Source organism: Mucilaginibacter agri, assembly GCF_009928685.1.
Lineage (GTDB): Bacteria > Bacteroidota > Bacteroidia > Sphingobacteriales > Sphingobacteriaceae > Mucilaginibacter > Mucilaginibacter agri.
The window spans coordinates 81824-99189 of sequence record NZ_WWEO01000039.1; the positions used below are offsets into that span (position 1 = coordinate 81824).

General features: G+C 43.2%; 18 protein-coding genes. 6 read left to right on the forward strand and 12 right to left on the reverse strand.

Translation table 11 applies throughout. From position 1 onward, the window contains the following. Positions 1–104: 104 nt before the first annotated feature. The 8 genes from GSY63_RS04760 to GSY63_RS04795 all read right to left on the reverse strand — a co-directional run bounded on the left by GSY63_RS04760 (position 105) and on the right by GSY63_RS04795 (position 6016). Complete coding sequence (locus GSY63_RS04760; protein ID WP_166584681.1) at positions 105–1445, reverse strand: amidohydrolase; 1341 nt, start codon at positions 1443–1445, stop codon at positions 105–107. Positions 1446–1587: 142 nt separating this feature from the next. Next, on the reverse strand, positions 1588–2436 hold the full coding sequence (locus GSY63_RS04765) for an AraC family transcriptional regulator (RefSeq protein ID WP_166584682.1): 849 nt from the start codon (positions 2434–2436) through the stop codon (positions 1588–1590). Between the two features lie 78 nt (positions 2437–2514). Beyond that, positions 2515–3159 (reverse strand): hypothetical protein, encoded by a 645-nt coding sequence (locus GSY63_RS04770; protein ID WP_166584683.1) that lies wholly within the window; start codon positions 3157–3159, stop codon positions 2515–2517. A 172-nt stretch (positions 3160–3331) separates the two neighbouring features. Next, complete coding sequence (locus GSY63_RS04775) at positions 3332–3745, reverse strand: SRPBCC family protein (RefSeq protein ID WP_166584684.1); 414 nt, start codon at positions 3743–3745, stop codon at positions 3332–3334. A 2-nt stretch (positions 3746–3747) separates the two neighbouring features. Next, the gene (locus GSY63_RS04780; RefSeq protein ID WP_166584685.1) at positions 3748–4251 is read right to left on the reverse strand and encodes an SRPBCC family protein; all 504 of its coding nucleotides are present in this window, start codon (positions 4249–4251) and stop codon (positions 3748–3750) included. Then, positions 4251–4568, reverse strand: coding sequence for an ArsR/SmtB family transcription factor (locus tag GSY63_RS04785; protein ID WP_166584686.1), 318 nt, complete (start codon positions 4566–4568; stop codon positions 4251–4253). Before GSY63_RS04785 ends, GSY63_RS04780 begins: the two co-directional genes overlap by 1 nt. Before the next feature lie 41 nt (positions 4569–4609). Then, complete coding sequence (locus GSY63_RS04790) at positions 4610–4990, reverse strand: DoxX family membrane protein (protein ID WP_166584687.1); 381 nt, start codon at positions 4988–4990, stop codon at positions 4610–4612. 159 nt (positions 4991–5149) lie between these two features. Further along, positions 5150–6016: a LysR family transcriptional regulator gene (locus tag GSY63_RS04795; RefSeq protein WP_166584688.1), complete on the reverse strand. Its 867-nt coding sequence runs from the start codon at positions 6014–6016 to the stop codon at positions 5150–5152. Between the two features lie 109 nt (positions 6017–6125). Here GSY63_RS04795 and GSY63_RS04800 point away from each other — a divergent pair, with 109 nt between their 5' ends. Then, positions 6126–6677, forward strand: coding sequence for a hypothetical protein (locus GSY63_RS04800; RefSeq protein ID WP_166584689.1), 552 nt, complete (start codon positions 6126–6128; stop codon positions 6675–6677). Positions 6678–6750: 73 nt separating this feature from the next. Here GSY63_RS04800 and GSY63_RS04805 read toward each other — a convergent pair whose 3' ends face one another. Then, the gene (locus GSY63_RS04805) at positions 6751–9039 is read right to left on the reverse strand and encodes a tetratricopeptide repeat-containing sensor histidine kinase (protein WP_166584690.1); all 2289 of its coding nucleotides are present in this window, start codon (positions 9037–9039) and stop codon (positions 6751–6753) included. Here GSY63_RS04805 and GSY63_RS04810 point away from each other — a divergent pair. Beyond that, positions 9038–9202 (forward strand): hypothetical protein, encoded by a 165-nt coding sequence (locus tag GSY63_RS04810; RefSeq protein ID WP_166584691.1) that lies wholly within the window; start codon positions 9038–9040, stop codon positions 9200–9202. The genes GSY63_RS04805 and GSY63_RS04810 overlap by 2 nt on opposite strands. A gap of 94 nt (positions 9203–9296) precedes the next feature. Here GSY63_RS04810 and GSY63_RS04815 read toward each other — a convergent pair whose 3' ends face one another. After that, the gene (locus GSY63_RS04815) at positions 9297–9596 is read right to left on the reverse strand and encodes a Dabb family protein (protein ID WP_166584692.1); all 300 of its coding nucleotides are present in this window, start codon (positions 9594–9596) and stop codon (positions 9297–9299) included. A 105-nt stretch (positions 9597–9701) separates the two neighbouring features. Between GSY63_RS04815 and GSY63_RS04820 the strand changes: the two genes are divergently transcribed. Then, a complete protein-coding gene (locus GSY63_RS04820) occupies positions 9702–11582 on the forward strand; it encodes a gamma-glutamyltransferase family protein (protein ID WP_166584693.1) in 1881 nt (626 codons plus the stop codon). Positions 11583–11834: 252 nt separating this feature from the next. Further along, complete coding sequence (locus GSY63_RS04825; RefSeq protein WP_166584694.1) at positions 11835–13811, forward strand: patatin-like phospholipase family protein; 1977 nt, start codon at positions 11835–11837, stop codon at positions 13809–13811. A 3-nt stretch (positions 13812–13814) separates the two neighbouring features. On the opposite strand, the gene GSY63_RS04830 is transcribed toward GSY63_RS04825, so the two are convergent. Continuing rightward, the gene (locus tag GSY63_RS04830) at positions 13815–14624 is read right to left on the reverse strand and encodes a helix-turn-helix domain-containing protein (RefSeq protein WP_166584695.1); all 810 of its coding nucleotides are present in this window, start codon (positions 14622–14624) and stop codon (positions 13815–13817) included. A 73-nt stretch (positions 14625–14697) separates the two neighbouring features. Beyond that, complete coding sequence (locus tag GSY63_RS04835) at positions 14698–15588, reverse strand: oxidoreductase (protein ID WP_166584696.1); 891 nt, start codon at positions 15586–15588, stop codon at positions 14698–14700. Between the two features lie 172 nt (positions 15589–15760). Between GSY63_RS04835 and GSY63_RS04840 the strand changes: the two genes are divergently transcribed. Together GSY63_RS04840 and GSY63_RS04845 are read left to right on the forward strand one after the other, a co-directional pair. Then, positions 15761–16516: a peptidase gene (locus tag GSY63_RS04840; protein WP_166584697.1), complete on the forward strand. Its 756-nt coding sequence runs from the start codon at positions 15761–15763 to the stop codon at positions 16514–16516. Next, positions 16513–17355, forward strand: coding sequence for a transglutaminase-like domain-containing protein (locus GSY63_RS04845; RefSeq protein WP_166584698.1), 843 nt, complete (start codon positions 16513–16515; stop codon positions 17353–17355). The genes GSY63_RS04840 and GSY63_RS04845 overlap by 4 nt, the downstream gene beginning before the upstream one ends. The last annotated feature ends 11 nt before the right edge of the window (positions 17356–17366 follow it).

Sequence of the window (17366 nt, forward strand, 5' to 3'; positions counted from 1 at the left end):
GTATATCGGTAAATGTGCAAACACGACAAGTTGAGGGGGCGTTTGCGACTTGGCGCTTGATCAAAAAACTCCATGCTGCTTTGCCACAGCATTATCCACTGTGATTATGCTACTGCCGAATCGAAAACAACATTTCCGTTATGAATGAGCGTTTTTACCGGCGAAACCCTTGATACGGCTTCGGCAGAACAACTGGCATCGATAAGTACTACGTTAGCTTGGTCGCCGGGCTTTGGCCATTGCTGTGTTCCCTTATCGTCCAACGGCACTATATTGCCCGTAGCGAGCTTTAGGATCCTCGATAGATCGAACTCCGTACGGTAGCCGTAAAGCTGTGCGGCCATATTGGCTTTTTGCAAGATGCTGCCACTACCAAAAGTGCTCCAGTGGTCAACAATACAATCGTTGCCGGCTAACACTTCAACGCCATGTTTACACAACGCGGGGATAGGCATAGGCGTGCCCGAAAACGGTATGGTTGAAGCGATTCCCATTTTTGCTTCCCCAAGTTTGGCGGCTATTTCTTCTGTTTTTACTTTATCAAGGTAACGGAGTGCAAAGGCATGGCTTACGTATGTTTTACCTTTTAAAGTCGGGTTCTCCATCACTTTGGCAATTAAATATTCGATGGTTTTGACGCCCGATGCATCTGCTTCGTGAAGGTGAATATCAATCCCTTTGCCATTGTCTAAAGCAAGTTGAACAACGAAGTCCATCTGTTTTTCAATACTGCCGTCTATGCTGGTTGGGTCGAGGCCGCCAATAAAATCTACGCCCATACCCGCCGCTTCTTTCATAAGCGCAGCCGAATCAGTATAATAAACGCCATGCTGAGGGAAAGCCACCAGTTCGGCTTTGAATGATGCTTGTTTATTTTTAAGGGCTTGTTCCAGATGCTTTAAAGAATTAAGGCCAGAAGTAGGTTCGATATTCACATGCGACCGTGCATAACTGGTGCCGTATGATTGCAGCAAGCCTATCAGTTTTTCGCTGCGCGGAATAGATGTTTTTAATAATTCCGGAATCACCTGCTGTTCGTAGGCAATCATATCCTTCACAGTCTTGTTCTTTTTCAAATGCGCCTGCCATGGTAAGCCGTAAAATGTTTTATCCAGGTGGATATGCATGTCCCTAAAGGCAGGCAGCATCAACAGGCCACGGGCGTCGATACCCTTACCCTGTGGATTATTCGGAAGAACGTTTTTGATCTTACCGTCTTCTATTTCTACGTTAAAGAGTTCCGTTTTTGTTTTGATGGCTTCATCCTCATCATAGATAAATCCGGTTTCGAGTCGTACATTTTTTAGCACCAATGTCTTGCCCGAAAAATCTCGGGATTCTTTCATATTCATCTCGTTATTCGCTGAGGAAACCATGCGGGTGCTTGCAAGCAGAATAGAAGAATTTTTGATAAAGTCTTTTCTCGAAATAGTTTGTGCTGCCATAATATCCGGATTGTTATATACAAAAATAACGCGTTGACATCTGCGGCGGTAGTAGAATTGCTGCTATAAATTGTATAGTTTATAACTCTATATGGCTTAAAGCTGCTTAATTGATAATTTAACTACTAAAGCTTAGTTTAAATCATGACTGTTCTCTAAAGCTACGTGGCGTCATGCGGGTATTGCTTTTAAAAAATTTAGAGAAATGAGCCATGTCGTAAAAGCCAAGTTCGGCAGCAATAATTTTTAAAGGGCTATCCGAGGTCGAGAGCATTCGTTTGGTTTCGAGTATCAGCCGCTGGTGGATCAGTGCCGTTGCCGAAGCGTTTAGATGCCGTTTACAAAGTATATTTAAATAGTTAGCCGAAATATTTAGCTGGTTGGCGTAGAAAGCCAGTAGCTTTTCCGTTTTATAAAAAGTATCAATAAGCGAAAGGTATTTGAATAGGATAGGTTTGGTTTTATAAATCGTTTGGTCACTGAAAAGAGTTTCGGCTTCGCGACTGGCCATTAACGCAATTAGCTTTACCCGCTCGTTGATAATCTCCCATAAAATGGCAGGTTTCGCGAGTTCGGCTTTAACGAGCCGGAATTCGTACAAAAGTTCCTTAAAAGCGTTCGGGTTTAAATTGATTATGGGATGATTCTGATACGATATCTGCGAAAATCGTAAAGAGCCAGCCAACGTTTCAAACATGCTTCTGCCAATCATAATCTGGTGGGCATGGGTATTTTCGGGGAGTTCCCATTTGTGGATCTGTTCCGGAAATAAAATGTGAAGCTGGGATCCTGCTACCGGGTAATCAACAAAATCGATGGTATGTATGCCGCCGCCTTCTTCAAACAACATAAACAGAAAGAAATCGTGCTTGTGAGGTTTTTCAATATGCCTGTTTCCCTTCAGTTCATTATACAGCAAATTGTCTCCCGAACTCTGGCTATGCCGAAATTCGCTAATATCCAGCGTAGGAAACTTTATTATGCTATCCATTACGAGAAAGTACGTTTTTTTGCAAAGATTTGCAAAATAGGATTGTGCGCGGATATCTTAAATCAGATCTTTCTTTTACTACTGCGCCAACATTTTCTTGCTCACTCTCGGCTTGATGTGCGCAAAGTCTTCTTTACAGGTAAAATACTCCAATCCTAAAATGAGTAAGGTCGAACTGGCGAAGTTTACTTTCTGCATAATGGGCAGTAAATTCCAATCGCTTATCCCCCACAGATAAATACCATAGTAAAATGGCAAAAGGGTAATTATGCAAAGTGTTTTAAATAGATGAAGTTTTGTTTTTAGGATAAAAACGGTGATAATAACCAGGCAGGTCCAAAACAGGGAGGTTGATATAATCAGCATTAAATCGTGCCAGTGGGTTACGGTTAAAAACGTGAAAGGGACATTAGCTATGCCTGCATATTTTAGAATATTGGCGGCATTCTTGTCCGGTAGCTTTTTCGCCATGTTGACGAAAAATAAAGCATAGCTGCACGGCAGCACGATCATGGCTGCCCAGGCCCAAATTTGAGACGAATTAGGCGCTCCATTTAAAGCTCTGGTGCCAAACAGATTGCTCATGAAGTTCTTAGACCAGTTGAACCCAACAGAATATTCATCGAACATTGTTCCGCCAGGGTAAACGGAAATGGCCACCGCCATTAGAAGTAAAGAAATTACTATTCCGACTAAAACCGAATACTTCTTAATCAATTGCATAGTGCGTAGGTTGATAGCATTGAGATTGATGCCTGAGGATATTGTTACAAATAGGAGGTGCTGTGCATATATTTTTTATATTATAATAAACGGAAGCCGCTTTACCCATGTAAAGCGGCTTTTAAGTTTTTATACAGAAAATCTAATCAGTAACTATTTTTAGTTTACCTAATCAGCTTGCTTCCGTGTATTCTTTAAAGTTGTTAAGAATAGCTTGCCATCCGCCTTTTTGCATTTCGAGCGGGTTTTGGTCCTCTGCGTCAAAGGTCACATCGATATTCGTTTTATCGCCATCTTTTTCAAAAACTACATCTACCTGCCTGCCGTCGGGCATCGCGTAAGTGAAACTTTGGCCAGGGGTAATCGCATCATAAGTGGCTTCGAAATCAAAGCCGAAGCTTCCATCTTTGGCTTCCATTCGGGCGGTGTATTTGCCCCCTACCTGCATGTCATTTGAGGCCGATGGGCACTGCCAGGATGGATCTGCAAAATTCCATTTGGTGATGTGTTCAGGCTGGGTGTAATAGTCCCAAACCTTCTTTATATCGGCGTTAATAGTGGCATTAACCGTTATCTTGTTGCTCATTTTTATTTGTTTATGGTTAATAGTAATTGATCTAGTTTTTCCATGGTGGCGATCATGCCCTGCTCCATGCCCATTTGAATAACCTGTTCCAGATCCGAAAGCGACTTATAGGTAACAATGGTTTCTACTAAGGCATTTTCATCTTTATCTGTAAAATTTACGAGCCACTCAGCACGGGGCAAATCTGTATTTATTTCGCCCGCTTCGTTACTGAAAGCATCTGAAGAAGTATAGAAGTCAATAGGGCTAATCTTGAAGTATTCGGTATAACCCCAATATTCGGTGCCATTGGGCTCTACCATTGCATAATGCCAGTGTCCTCCTTCACGGAAGTCCATTGATTTTGTTTTGGTGGTTAAAGGGGCAGGGGCAAACCAACGGTCCAGTAGTTCGCTTTTAGTATAGCAATCCCAAACCAATGCCCTGCTGGCTAAAAATTCACGTCTGATGGTAAGCGTATTGTTTTCTTTGTCCGTGATGAAGTCAAACTGCAAATTAGGTTTCATTATTTCTCCTTTTGTATGGTTAATAAAAGTTGATCAAGTTGTTGAAAGCGGTTTTCCCAGATCTTTCTGAATTGCTCCAGCCATTTATCTATTTCTTTCATTTTATCTATTTCAATCTGATAATACGTTTCTCTACCCTGAAAGTCCTGTTTCACCAGCTCACATTCAGTTAAGATTCGCATGTGCTTTGAAATTGCTTGCCGGGTCATATCGAAATGGTCCGCAATGGCGCTGGGTGTCATTGCCTGTAAAGCAATGAGCGCCAAAATCGCCCTCCGTGTTGGATCGGCAATAGCCTGAAAGATATCTCGTCTCATCTGGGTTCTGTTTTGATAGTCGGCACTTCTGCGACCGATAATTACTTTTGTATCATCGGCAGATACTTTTCCTTATTGTCAATAATTACCCAAACAATTATGGCAATTAATACAAATACAATAGGCAAACCAGATGGAGCCATGCTGATATTCGCAAGCAAAATTCCGGTTAAAATAGGTACAATTATAATTGCACCAAGGGCCCGGGTTCTGTTAAAAATTAATAGCAATCCTCCAACAATTTCCATAGCGCCTACAAGGGGCATAAGCCAGCCTATTGTGGCAAACGCTGCCATCGCCTTTACCATTTTTTCGGGCATGTCTTTAGGTACCGGCATGTAGTTAAAAAATTTATTCAGACCAGCGTTTATAAACATCAGGCCAAAAAGTAGGCATAGAACAAAAAGAATTTTACGTTTCATATTTAACAGTTTTAATTTGGTTAAGCTATTTAATTACTAATATAAGCGCAACCATTCGGTTTATCAAAATTTATTTAAAGAAAAATTTAAATTGAATATTGGTAATGAGGGATATACGGCTTTAAAAAATAGGGGAAACTTCTATACACCCGCGTTATTCTATAGCTTGTTTAGCAATTCTGCAAAAATTACCGCCGCTTTTTTGCGGTAAATACCTGTCGACCAGGTTATAGTTGCGTGCCTAACCATTTGTTTTCCCGATAACGGAATAGCTTTTAGCTGTGGGAAGTTAAAAAGCGAGGTGTTCATTAAAATGGTGCACCACTTTTGGGTAGCTGCAAGTTGCAAAAGGCTGTAAATGTCATTGATTTCCATTTTAACATTAAGACTAAGTTCCATTTTTGCTAACCGCGTATTTAAAAATTCGCTGATACTGTATTGACTTACGGGCAAAACCATTGGTAAGTCGGACAACTGTTTTAAGTCGACAGATTTGGCTGTGGCTAATGAATGATCTTGATGTACAATCAACGATAGATGAGATTCGAACAAAACTGTGGATTCGAATAAAGGGTTGGGAGTATTATAGAAAGAAAGCACAAAGTCCAGGTCGCCCTCCTTTAGTTGGTCTAAAAGTTCTCCGGATGTGCCGTAAGTAATGTTGATCTTCAACAATGGGTAAGTTTCTGCAAAGTCGGTCAGCTTATCAAGAAGCAAATTGCTCAGCCCATAAGTGAGGCCAATGCATAAGCTGCCGGTTAATAGGCCATCCAAATCCTTAATTAATTGCTTTCCGCTTTCTGCATATTTTACAGTCTTGATAGCAGAAGGTAGGAACAAGCGCCCTGCTTCGGTAAGCCTCACCCGTTTAGCAATGCGATCAAACAAAGGTGTGTTCAGCTCGTCTTCCAGCGTTTTAATCTGTTGCGAAAGCGTACTTTGAGTGATATACAGAGCTTGCGATGCCGCGGTAAAGTTTGAAAGTTCGGCGGCTTTGATAAAATACTTGAGTTGCCTGAGTTCCATAATTATAAAGATAATTATCCATCGGAATTTTCGATGAAGTATATCGAAAAAATGAGTTTAAACGATAATTAAATTACACTCAACTTTGATTTAACAAATCAAAACAATCATGGAAATTCAACAAACACCCGAGAATGCATTATCACACTCTGTTGTAACCGCAGTTATTAATGCGCCTATTGAAAAAGTAAACATTGCCGACTGGTTATTAAACCTGCCCGATGCAGAGTACCAACGTTGTTCTACCCAACATATTGGCGCTGGCATCAGCAGCACTTACGATGGACAACCGGTTTCGTTAAATGTGGAGACTATTGGCGATGCACTTATGATACAGCACTATGTGGCGGTAGTGCACCAACCCGATTATTGCCGGATGCTTTCTATCTCTGATGCCATTACCAAAAACGGCCGCACTAAAGTTCAGGTGCTTTGGGAGCTAAAAGCTAAAGCTATTGATGCTAATACTACAGAGTACACTAACGAAATACATGCTACAGCCACTCCCGAATTTTTTGAGTTTATAAAAGAACACGGCGTAACACTTGAGCAAGCACATGCTTCGAGACAAGCCGCTTCAGATACCCATAATCGTGAAGAAACTCCTCTGTTTGCAAAAAGTATAGAGAAAAAAGCGCTGACAGGCACTTACGGTATATAACGAGGGATAGTATGTTTTTCTTAATAGGTTAAGTCGCTCTGCTAAACAGAAGCGACTTTTTTGTAAGACATCACTACGCGGATATGCTCTCGGCATCCACGCCGCTAAATATTTCTTCCGGTTGAAAGTCGATGAGAAGCGTTGTGCCTTGGTCGCTTTTGATCTGGAATGAGCCACCCAATTGTTTGCTCAGCGCCTTCATCATTTCCATCCCAAGGGAACTGTTGGTTTTGATGTTAAAATTTGGCGGCAGGCCATTGCCGTTGTCGGAGATGCTTAACCTGAGGTTACATGGCGAAGTGGTTTCCAAGGCAATTAAAATGTTGCCGCCATTAGTGTCAAAAGCATATTTTATGGCATTGGTTACCGCTTCATTAACAATAAGGCCAATGGGTATGGCTTGGGTAATGTCCATGTTTATTGGCTCAATAGCATATTGGAAGCAAATATGTTGTTCGGCGGTATTGAAACTATCTTGCAGGTAATTTGCCAGCTCATAGATATAGGCAGGCATATCAATACTAGCTACGTTACTGGCTTTATAAAGCTTTTGGTGAATTAGTGAAATAGCCTGCACCCTGTTCTGGCTTTCTTTAATGGCAGAGAGAGCGGTTTTATTTTCCAGATAGGCTGCCTGAGTATTAAGCAAACTGATAATAATCTGCAGATTATTTTTTACCCTATGATGTACCTCTTTCAGTAGCCAGTCCTTTTCGTTGAGCAGTTTGTCTTTATCTTTAAGCAACCGCTGTAAAGCATCGTTTTGCTGGTTAATCTCCTTTTGCTTATGTTGCAGATGTAAGTTGTTTTGTTGTTTTTGGCGATAAGCCGTATAAGACACACCCGCAATAATAAGCAGCATGGCAATGCCACCAAAGGTAATGTTGCGCTGGAGGTTGGCATGTTGCAATTCGGCATGCTGAATTTTGGCCTGGCTTTGCAGCACTTTTATAGATTGCTCTTTTTTAGAAGTTTCGTACTTAATCTGTAACTCAGCTACCTGCTTATTTTTTACTGCATTATAAATGGAGTCGTTCATGGTTTTATGCCGCTCAAGGTATTTGATAGCCGAAACGTAATTGCCGTTTGCAGAGTCGACCTTAAAAAGCAATAGGTTAACCTTGCTTCGGTAGCTGGCACTTAATTTTTTCTGAGGCAAAAGCGCAATCTTTTTAAGATAAACCTCCGCGTGTTGATATTCTTTAATGGCAACATATACTTCGGCAAGCGTTTTATAATACCGCCTGTAGAGTGCCAGTCGTTTGGGCTCATCGTAAGTAGGCAACAATGCATTAAACACAGGGGCTAACTTTGCGCTGTAGTCTTCTGCCTTTGCTTTTTGTCCCGCATGGGCATAACCTTCAGCCAATAGCCCATAAATTATATATTGATCTACCTGTCTTCGCGGAGGGCCTCGCTTAATAATGTTTTCTAAAATCGGAACCGCCTTATCTTGCTGATTCAATTCTGTCATGTCGGTTACCAAAAGCAAGGCATCTGTATAATAATCTTTAGACGTGGCTTTGTTTATCTCAATCGCTTTTTTTACCCACACCAAACTTTGCTCATACATACCTACTGTAGCGTAAACCGATGCCAATCTGTGATAACAATAGGCGGCGTATACAGAGTCTTGAGTGGCGTCAATCAGTTTAACAGCTTCAATTCTATAATATAACTGTTTTCGTTCGTCATGTCTGACTTCGCTTACACGGGCGAGTACATCATATACATATTGGAGTTTTTTATATCCCGCTGTTTTATATTCAGCAAGTGCCTGAAGAGCCTGTCTTTCGGCAATTTCGGTCTTGTTTTCATCTATGCTAACTTCCGCAATATTTCTGAGCGCGGTGGCCGCTTCTACCGGGTGATGTATTTCAACAAACAAATTTCGTGCACGTTCAAAACACGCTATTTTATCTGCCGCGGTGTTTTTTAGCGGTAATAAAGTTCCAAGCAGGCTCCATATTACTGCTTCCTGTTGTTTATTGCCCGTTTTTTGATAATAGTCTGTTACCAGTTTAAAAGCAGCTTTTGCCTTGAGTATGCTGTCTTGCAGAATATAATACCTGCCCAACAATATTAGAGAACTGTTTTGAAGATCTGTGTTGTTAGCCTTAAAAGCTAATTGTTTGGCCTGGTTAATAAAATTAGCTGCTGTATCGAGGTTCTTTTTTTGAGCATCGACATCGTCCAGGTAATTACTGGCCAACTGAAGCTGCAGCTTGATGCGTGAAGTATCGGTGTTGCTTTTTTTGAGTTTCTGTAATAAGGCACTATTTGCTGGTAAAGCAGGTTGCCAGCCAGCATAAACCATTACCGGTGCCAGAAATAATAAAAATACCAATGGTAGCTTAAACATGGTTATTTATAAAATGTTAAAATATCGCAGCATGCGGGAGTGTCAGTTAGGCTCCGAATTTATTTTAATGGAAGTATCAGGTTGGTTAAACATTGTGTCGGCAAAAGCTGCAAACCGTAACGCACAATATCTTTTGGCAGCATTAAAGCAATATATTACATAAATATGCAAATATTATTGGGATTTTCTTTTGTTGAGCTATAAAACGAAAAAGCCCTCTGCGATTAGTAGAGGGCTTGGCTATTATGAATTACTACTTATGCGGCATCATAAATAATAACCTTCTCAAACATAACGCGAAACTCCTCTAAGAAAGCTTTATGTACCGGGTGAACCTGGTAAACATCGTGACCCGCCAGATCGTCAAAAAATACAACCAGGCTAAAGGTGTAAGTTGTATCTACAACAGGGCGGTCAATTGACAGAACCGGTGTGCCGATATGCAGGTTTTTAATAACTTCTATATTTTCAAGGCTTTGCAGTCCGTTGCGGAAAGCTTGTTTTTGTTCGTCGGTAGTATCGGCTTTAAGCCAAAATAAAACGTGGTGTGCTATCATGGTGTTTAATTTATTAGGGGCGAAGTTAAACAATCGTTCGTTTTACCAAACATGTTACATGCCGGGCTTCTCAACCGTCTGCTCAAATTGCATATATTAGTGCTTATGAAGCGTTTATCGGCACTAATTATCCTTGTGAGTTTCACCTTGCGTTTATCCGCGCAGCAAACTCAAAAACCGATGTTGTATGGCAGCAGCTGGATGGCTGTAACCGGCAAGCCAATGGCCGCAACTGCAGGTTCTATGATATTTCAACAGGGAGGTAACGCGGTTGATGCTTCCTGCGCTATGTTGGCAGCTACATGTACCATGTGGGATACCTTAAGTTGGGGCGGCGAAACTCAGGTGCTGATCTATAATCCTAAAACGCATAAAGTAATCGCCATTAACGCTATGGGCGTTGCGCCAACCGGAGCCACTGTCGAATTTTTTAAAAGTAAAGGATATAATTTCCCGCCGGAGTACGGGCCGCTTGCGGCTACCACGCCTGGAACACCTGGTGGGCTGATTTATATGTTAATGAATTACGGAACCATGAGCCTTAGTCAGGTATTGGCTCCGGCAATGCACATGGCTGCAGGTTACGCCATTGAAGCACAGTCGGCCAATACTATCGAACGCGATAAAGAGATGCTGAAAACCTGGCCTTACAGCAAAAAAGTTTTTCTTACTCACCCAGGCGAAAAGCGCGAAGCACCAGAGCCGGGCGAAATATTTGTGCAAAAAGATCTGCTAAACACCCTTACCAAAATGGTAGAAGCCGAAAAGACAGCACTTAAACAAGGTAAAACCCGTAAAGAGGCTCTGATGGCTGCTTATGATCGCTTTTACAAAGGCGATATAGCGCGAGAGTTTGTGCGTGGAGCCCAGGAGCAGGGCGGGTTAATAACCATGCAAGACCTTGCCAAATGGAAACCTGTTGAGGAAGAACCGCTGATGGTTAACTATAAAGGCATTGATGTTTACAAACTACAACAATGGACTCAAGGCCCGGTAATGTTGCAGGCCCTGAACATCCTCGAAAACTTCGACCTTAAAGGCATGGGTTATAACAGTGCCAAATATATTCATACCCTGTACCAGGCTATGAATCTGGCCTTTGCCGATCGCGATTTTTATTATGGCGATCCGTATTTCTCGCCTAAAGAACCCATTAAGGGGCTGCTAAGTAAAGATTACGCTAAACAACGGGCGGCCTTAATTCAGCTTGATAAAAACGACGAAAAGATTGGTCCCGGAAACCCTTACCCATTTGAAGGTAAAATAAACCCTTATATCGATCTGCTGAAAAAGCGCGGCTTCGAGATGGATACCACTAAACGCAATTTTGCGCCTAAGCATGATATGGGCAATTACTCGCCTAAAGAAGAATACCAAGACAGGTTATGGCGTGGCACTACTTCTATCGAGGCTGCTGATAAAGAAGGTTGGGTAGTTTCTGTAACCCCAAGCGGCGGCTGGCTGCCTGCTTGCATTGCCGGCAACACCGGTGTGGGTATGAGCCAGCGCATGCAGAGCTTTGTGCTCGATTCTACGCTTAATCCCTTTAATGTGGTTGCGCCAGGTAAAAGGCCTCGGGTAACTTTGTCGCCATCGTTATTTATGAAAGACGGTAAGCCCTTCCTTTCTGCAGCGGTGCAAGGCGGCGATACCCAAGACCAAAACCTTATTCAGTTTTTTCTGAACGTTGCCGAATTTGGTATGACGGTGCAAAAGGCTACCGAAGCCGCCAACTTCAATACTAATCAACTATGGCTATCACTTGGCGGTACCAAAACAACAGACCGCGAGCCAAAGCCGGGCCAGATATTGCTAAATACCAATACTAAAGATGCGGTGCGCGACGAATTGAAGAAGATGGGCTACACCCTCAGCTTTACCGAACGTACCAGTGGCCCAATCAATGCCATTTATTTCGACTGGAAGCATGGCAGCCTTTGGGGCGGCAGTAGTAACCATGGCGAAGATTATGGTATTGGGTGGTAAAGTCGCCTGATTGACAGAGAAGAAAGGGTGAAAAAACTGTCCATTTTACTTCCGGATATTATTTTTTAATACATAGATTTATGTAAACCAATTTATTACGATAAGGCGCGGTTTCGTGTGCTTTACAATATTCTTTCCGATAAGTGCTATTATTTGCTAAACTGAAAACTCGCTCCTGGTTCAGTTTAGGTTGCTGATACTAACAATCAATATGCTATTGTTGAAGCGGAGGCCTTCAACTTAAGGGTTTAAATGATCCTCAATAACGAGTTTGATATGGCAGAAGTAACTAAGAACACTACATTCCATGCCGGTATTTGTATGGCCGGCGCAGTATCTGCAGGTGCTTATACCGCAGGTGTTATGGATTATTTATTCGAAGCGCTGGAGCACTGGCAAAAAGCCAAAGACTTGCAGGAAGCCGGAAAGCTTAGCGGTATACCCAAACATAATTTTATTGTTGAAACCTTGGGCGGTGCCTCGGCCGGCGGTATGACCGCCGCTATTACTGCCGGTGCTCTGCAGGGTGAATTTGAACCCGTTAAGCAGGCTGACGCTGATAATGATGCCCAAACCAAGCAAAATCCATTGTACAATGCATGGGTGAATTTAACCGAAACACCCACTGAGGATATGATGCATTTTATGCTCGACACCTCTGATATTGAAAACGATAGCGGTAATGCATCCAGGGAGGTTAGGGCTGGGTTTAACTCCACATTTATAAAGCAAGTTGCCAACGCCGTTCTTGATAGCCGGTATTCGCCGGTTTATAACCGCGAATACCTGGCCGACGACCTGGACATTTTTACGACCATTACCAATCTGCGCGGTTTTAATTACAAAATAGCTTTTGATACCAGCAGCGGGGTAAGGGAATACAGCATGAAAATGCACCGCGATTATGCTTTTTTTAAACTAAGCGAAGATGCTTATACTGGTGATGGCCGGATACCTATCAGTTTTGATAAAACGCCTAAGGTCGCCGATAACGGAACCAATATAGAAATGCTCAAGGCTGCGGCCATGTCTACCGGGGCATTCCCGGTTGGGTTGGAGAGCCGGACGCTGAGCCGTCAGCGGGCTTATATTGAGGATAGTAAATACCTTAATTTAAAACTCGCCGGCGAGGACGACAAAAAGGTGACCTATAACTTTTTGCCTGAAGGAGCATTTGTTTCCTTAAATGTAGATGGCGGGGTGATTAACAACGAACCATTTGAAGTTACCCAGCAGCTGTTGGACGACCGCCGCCGCGATGTGATCATTCAAGAAAGTATAGTAAAGGCAGCGCCGGTTACAGCCGAAGATCGTACGGCGGCAGAAGCTGCCGCCAGGCTTACCGCCAAAATGTATTCACCCCAAACTTCGGCAACAGAATTTGATAGCCTGGTGGTGATGATAGATCCTTTCCCTAATGATGCCCCACCCGAGCCCGCGGTATTTGTACCACAACAGGCCTGGCGTAACGTAGTGCCTGCCGTATTGGGCGCTATGATAGGGCAGTTGCGCATGAAGGAAGATCAGGTGAAAAGGGCGTACCTGAGCGACGATTATACCCGTTACCTCATTATGCCGGTTAGAGAAGCGAACGGCGTAAGTCAGCAATATACCATTGCCTGTGGATCGCTTGGCGGATTCGGTGGGTTCTTTTCTAAAGCATTCCGCAAACACGATTTTTATTTAGGCCGAAGAAATTGCCAACGCTTTTTACAGGCACACTTTAACGTGCCTGAGTCTGCCCAGAACCCGATTCTGGCGTTCGGGTTTGAGAATGTTACTGATTTTAAATATACGGATAGCACCGGTGTAACCTATTTACCAATGATACCCGACCTGCGCGTGGTAGAAGATAAAGCGACAGGCACATTTACCGTTGCTGTACCACCCGAAGAAAGCGTATACCCATATCCACAAATTAAGCTTACCGATTTACTGAGGTTAAAAGACCCTATGGAAAACCGTATAAAATGCATACTGAATAACGTACAAAATGCTGCTGTTCAACCATCGGATACGCCTAAATGGCAAAGCCAGATCTTGCCGAAAATTCATAAGCAATCGTGGTTTAGCAGAACCGTAGGTGGTTTCTTTAAAGATAAGGGACTTGATCTTTACCTGTCTCTTGGAAAATCTTTCGGCAAGGGCGCAGTGGCAGATATGTTTTTGGATGAAGTAATTAAGGACATGGAACAACGCGGCCTGATAGATGATGATTATAAAGGATGATAACTAAGCCACCCGTGAAGGCGCCACCCCGTAAGCCTTTTTAAAGGCGAAAGAAAAGTGCGAGAAATCTTTAAAGCCTACTTCCATGTAAACGTCGGAGGTTTTCCAGCCCTTTTCTTTAAGCAGGTAGTAGGCGTCGTCCAGGCGTTTTTGCTGCAGCCAGCGGTTGGGCGAGGTGTGGAATGTTTTCTCAAAATCGCGCTTAAAGGTAGCCAGGCTGCGGCCGGTTAGGTAGGCAAACCGACTGATATCTACATTAAATTTATAGTGCTCGCTCATGTAGGCTTCGAGGTCTATTTTGCCGGGCTCGCTAAAGTCAAATAAGGCGTCCTTTAGTTCGGGGCTGGTTTCTAATAACAGCAAAATGATCTCCTTTACTTTTAGCTCAGTAATCATTTTACTTATTTCGCTTGTGCCTTCGAGATAAGGCTTCATCGATTCTGCAAAAGCTTTTAGCTGTGGCTTGGGCTCCAATATTATGGCAGCTTCGCCGGTATAAGGCTTATCTGGGTGGAGGTTAAATTCTTCACTCAAACTTCGCAACGTAGTCTGATCCATTCGGATAGATATGGCGCGGTACTCCCCGCCCGGCACAGGGTGCTTGGTAAACTTAGCCAGTTGGTTGCGGCGGATGTAGCGAAAATCGCCCGCTTTAAAGGTATAATTCTTGCCGTTTATAAACAGGTCATTACTACCCTCCAAACCATAGCTAAATACATGCTCGGGTACAAACTGCTCGCCCTCGCGACTGATGTCGGAATAGCAGGAGTATAAGATCCGCTCGTCTGATTGATGTGATGCTTTTGCTGGCATGGCAATGTATGCTATAAAAGTAAACAGAAATGCGATAGTATAAATCGCATTTCTGTTTATTGAAAATCAAATGTTATTTGTCCTGTTGTTTAAAGTAGAATGCTTTACCGGCTTCCGTTTCCAAAAAGTTTTCGGCTTCATCATGGTCGGTAGAAATACTTACCTGTAACCATTTTTCCATATCGGCGGCACGCGCTGCGTCGGCATTTTTTAGCATACCAATCGCTTCGCTCCCCAACACTAAATGTATAGGAGGCTCTGGATTGTTAACCAGGTCTATCATTACTTTAGCTGCCTTATCAGGATCGCCCATTGGGATAAATTTGCCGCTGGTAAATAGTTCGGTGCGTTTTTCAACGGTTTCTTCATAGCCTTCTACCGTGGGGGCGTAGGTCATAGATGCGCCTGCCCAATCCGTGCGGAAGCCGCCTGGTTCTACCGAAGTAACCAATATGCCGAGTGGGGCAACTTCTTTTGCTAACGCTTCGCTGAAACCACTCAGCCCGAATTTTGCTGCCTGATAAATGCTCACGCCTGGATTTCCAACGCGGCCGCCGATAGAACTGATCTGCAAAATGCGGCCCGAGCGTTGTTTTCGCATGTACGGCAACACGGCACGGGTTATTTCGATAGGGGCGTATAAGTTCGTCTCCAGTTGGCTGCGCACCTGCTCTTCTGTAAATGCTTCGGCGGCGCCCACAATGCCGAAACCGGCATTGTTAACCAATACGTCAATGCGACCGAAATGGGCAACGACTTTTGCTACGGTATCATAAACGTCTTTATACTGGGTAACGTCCAATTGCAAGGGTAATATCTGGTCTGGGTATTTTTCTACCAGGTCGTTCAATTGTTCGGGGGTGCGGGCTGTGGCGGCAACTTTATCGCCTGCGGCCAGCGCTGCTTCTGTAAGGCTACGCCCCAATCCGCGGGAGCTGCCTGTTATAAACCAAATTTTTGTCATCGTTGTAGATTTTTAATAAGTCAAAGGTAGGGCAGATTGTCTCCCAGCGTTTTGCTGTAAAGCTCAATGTGTTTTGTTAAAAGGCTCAAGCCTTAATAATTATTTAAAGTGGTTATCACTTGATAAAGACAATTAATAACGGCTACTTTGCAGCACTAATTTATTTTGAAATATGACCTATTGTTTGGGCATTAAAGTAAAACAGGGGCTGGTTGCCATTGCCGATACGCGTATTACATCGGGTACGGACGTAACCATCAAAAAAAAGCTGTTTGTTTTACAAAAAGAAAAGAGTTCGATGTTTATCATGACCAGTGGTTTGCGCTCGGTGCGCGACAAGGCCATGGTTTATTTTGAAGAACTGCTGGACACCAACCTCGATCAATATGATAAGCTATATAAAGCTGTAAATGCCTTTGGCGAACAGGTGAAGCGCGTTGGCGTAGAAGATCGCGAGTCGTTAGAGAAAGCCGGCTTTAAGTTTAACCTTAACACCATTATTGGCGGCCAAATGAAGGACGATGAAGAGCATAAGCTGTTCTTGCTCTATCCCGAAGGTAACTGGGTTGAGCTTGGTGAAGGCGCACCTTATGTAATTATTGGTAATGCGGCACAAGGAAAAGCAATATTAAATCGCAGCCTAAATCGCGACTCTAGTTTAAAGTTGTGTTTAAAAGCGGGTTTCCTTTCGTTCGACTCCACAAGGATTAGCGCTGCTGATGTTGACTTCCCGATAGACGTTGCTATTTATGAGAGTAATAGCTTCAATATGGTGGAGCACCATTATGATCAGGACGATCTTGGAAAAGTATCGGCACAGTGGGATATGGAATTAAAAAAAGCGCTTAAAAACATCTCAAACCAATGGATGGATGCCGCGTTTAATGAATTAACGAAGACTAAAAAGAAAAAGGGTAAAAAAGCATGAAGTTCAGCGTTTCGGGGGCATTAAGTTACGAGGTGAAAGCCGCCTCAACATTCATTTTAAATATTCATGCCCTCAGAACGCCGGCGCAGGCAGTACTGGAAGAGACATTTAAACTCGACCCTTATTTTAAATCGGAAGAACTGGCCTGGCCGGGCGAAAACCGTTATGTGCGTTTTGAGGTAACCGAGCCGGCTTACCTCAATATTAATTACCATGCTATTGTTGATACTTCGGTAAAACTAACCCCGGCCGATCAGTTGGTAGATACGCCGGTTATTGAGTTGGACGCTACCACACTACATTATTTATCGCCAAGCAGATATTGTCAGTCTGATAAGTTATTTCGCTTTGCGCACAGCAAGTTTGGCAAAATAGATAACGCTTTTGAAAAGGTATTAGCCCTTACCGACTGGATTTACGAGAACGTAGAATACCTGAGCGGCTCTACCAATTCGCAAACTTCGGCCTATGACACCGTGGCCGAGCAGGCTGGTGTTTGCCGCGATTTTGCCCACCTGGGCATAGCGCTTTGCCGCGCATTGGATATCCCTGCCAGGTATTTTACCGGATATGCTTTTCAATTAAACCCGCCCGATTTTCATGCCTGTTTTGAGGCATACATAGGGCACGAGTGGATATTGTTTGACGCTACCAGGCTGGTACCCTTAAACGGAATAGTAAAAATTGCCACCGGTCGTGATGCTGCCGATGCCGCAATAGGTACTATTTTTGGCGACGTGCGTTGCACGTTTGTTTCGGCATCGTGCCAACTGGCCGATAAGGATTTTGAACCCTATTACTACAAGGGCGACAATATTCAGGGCCTTACTTATTTGTAAACCAAATATTA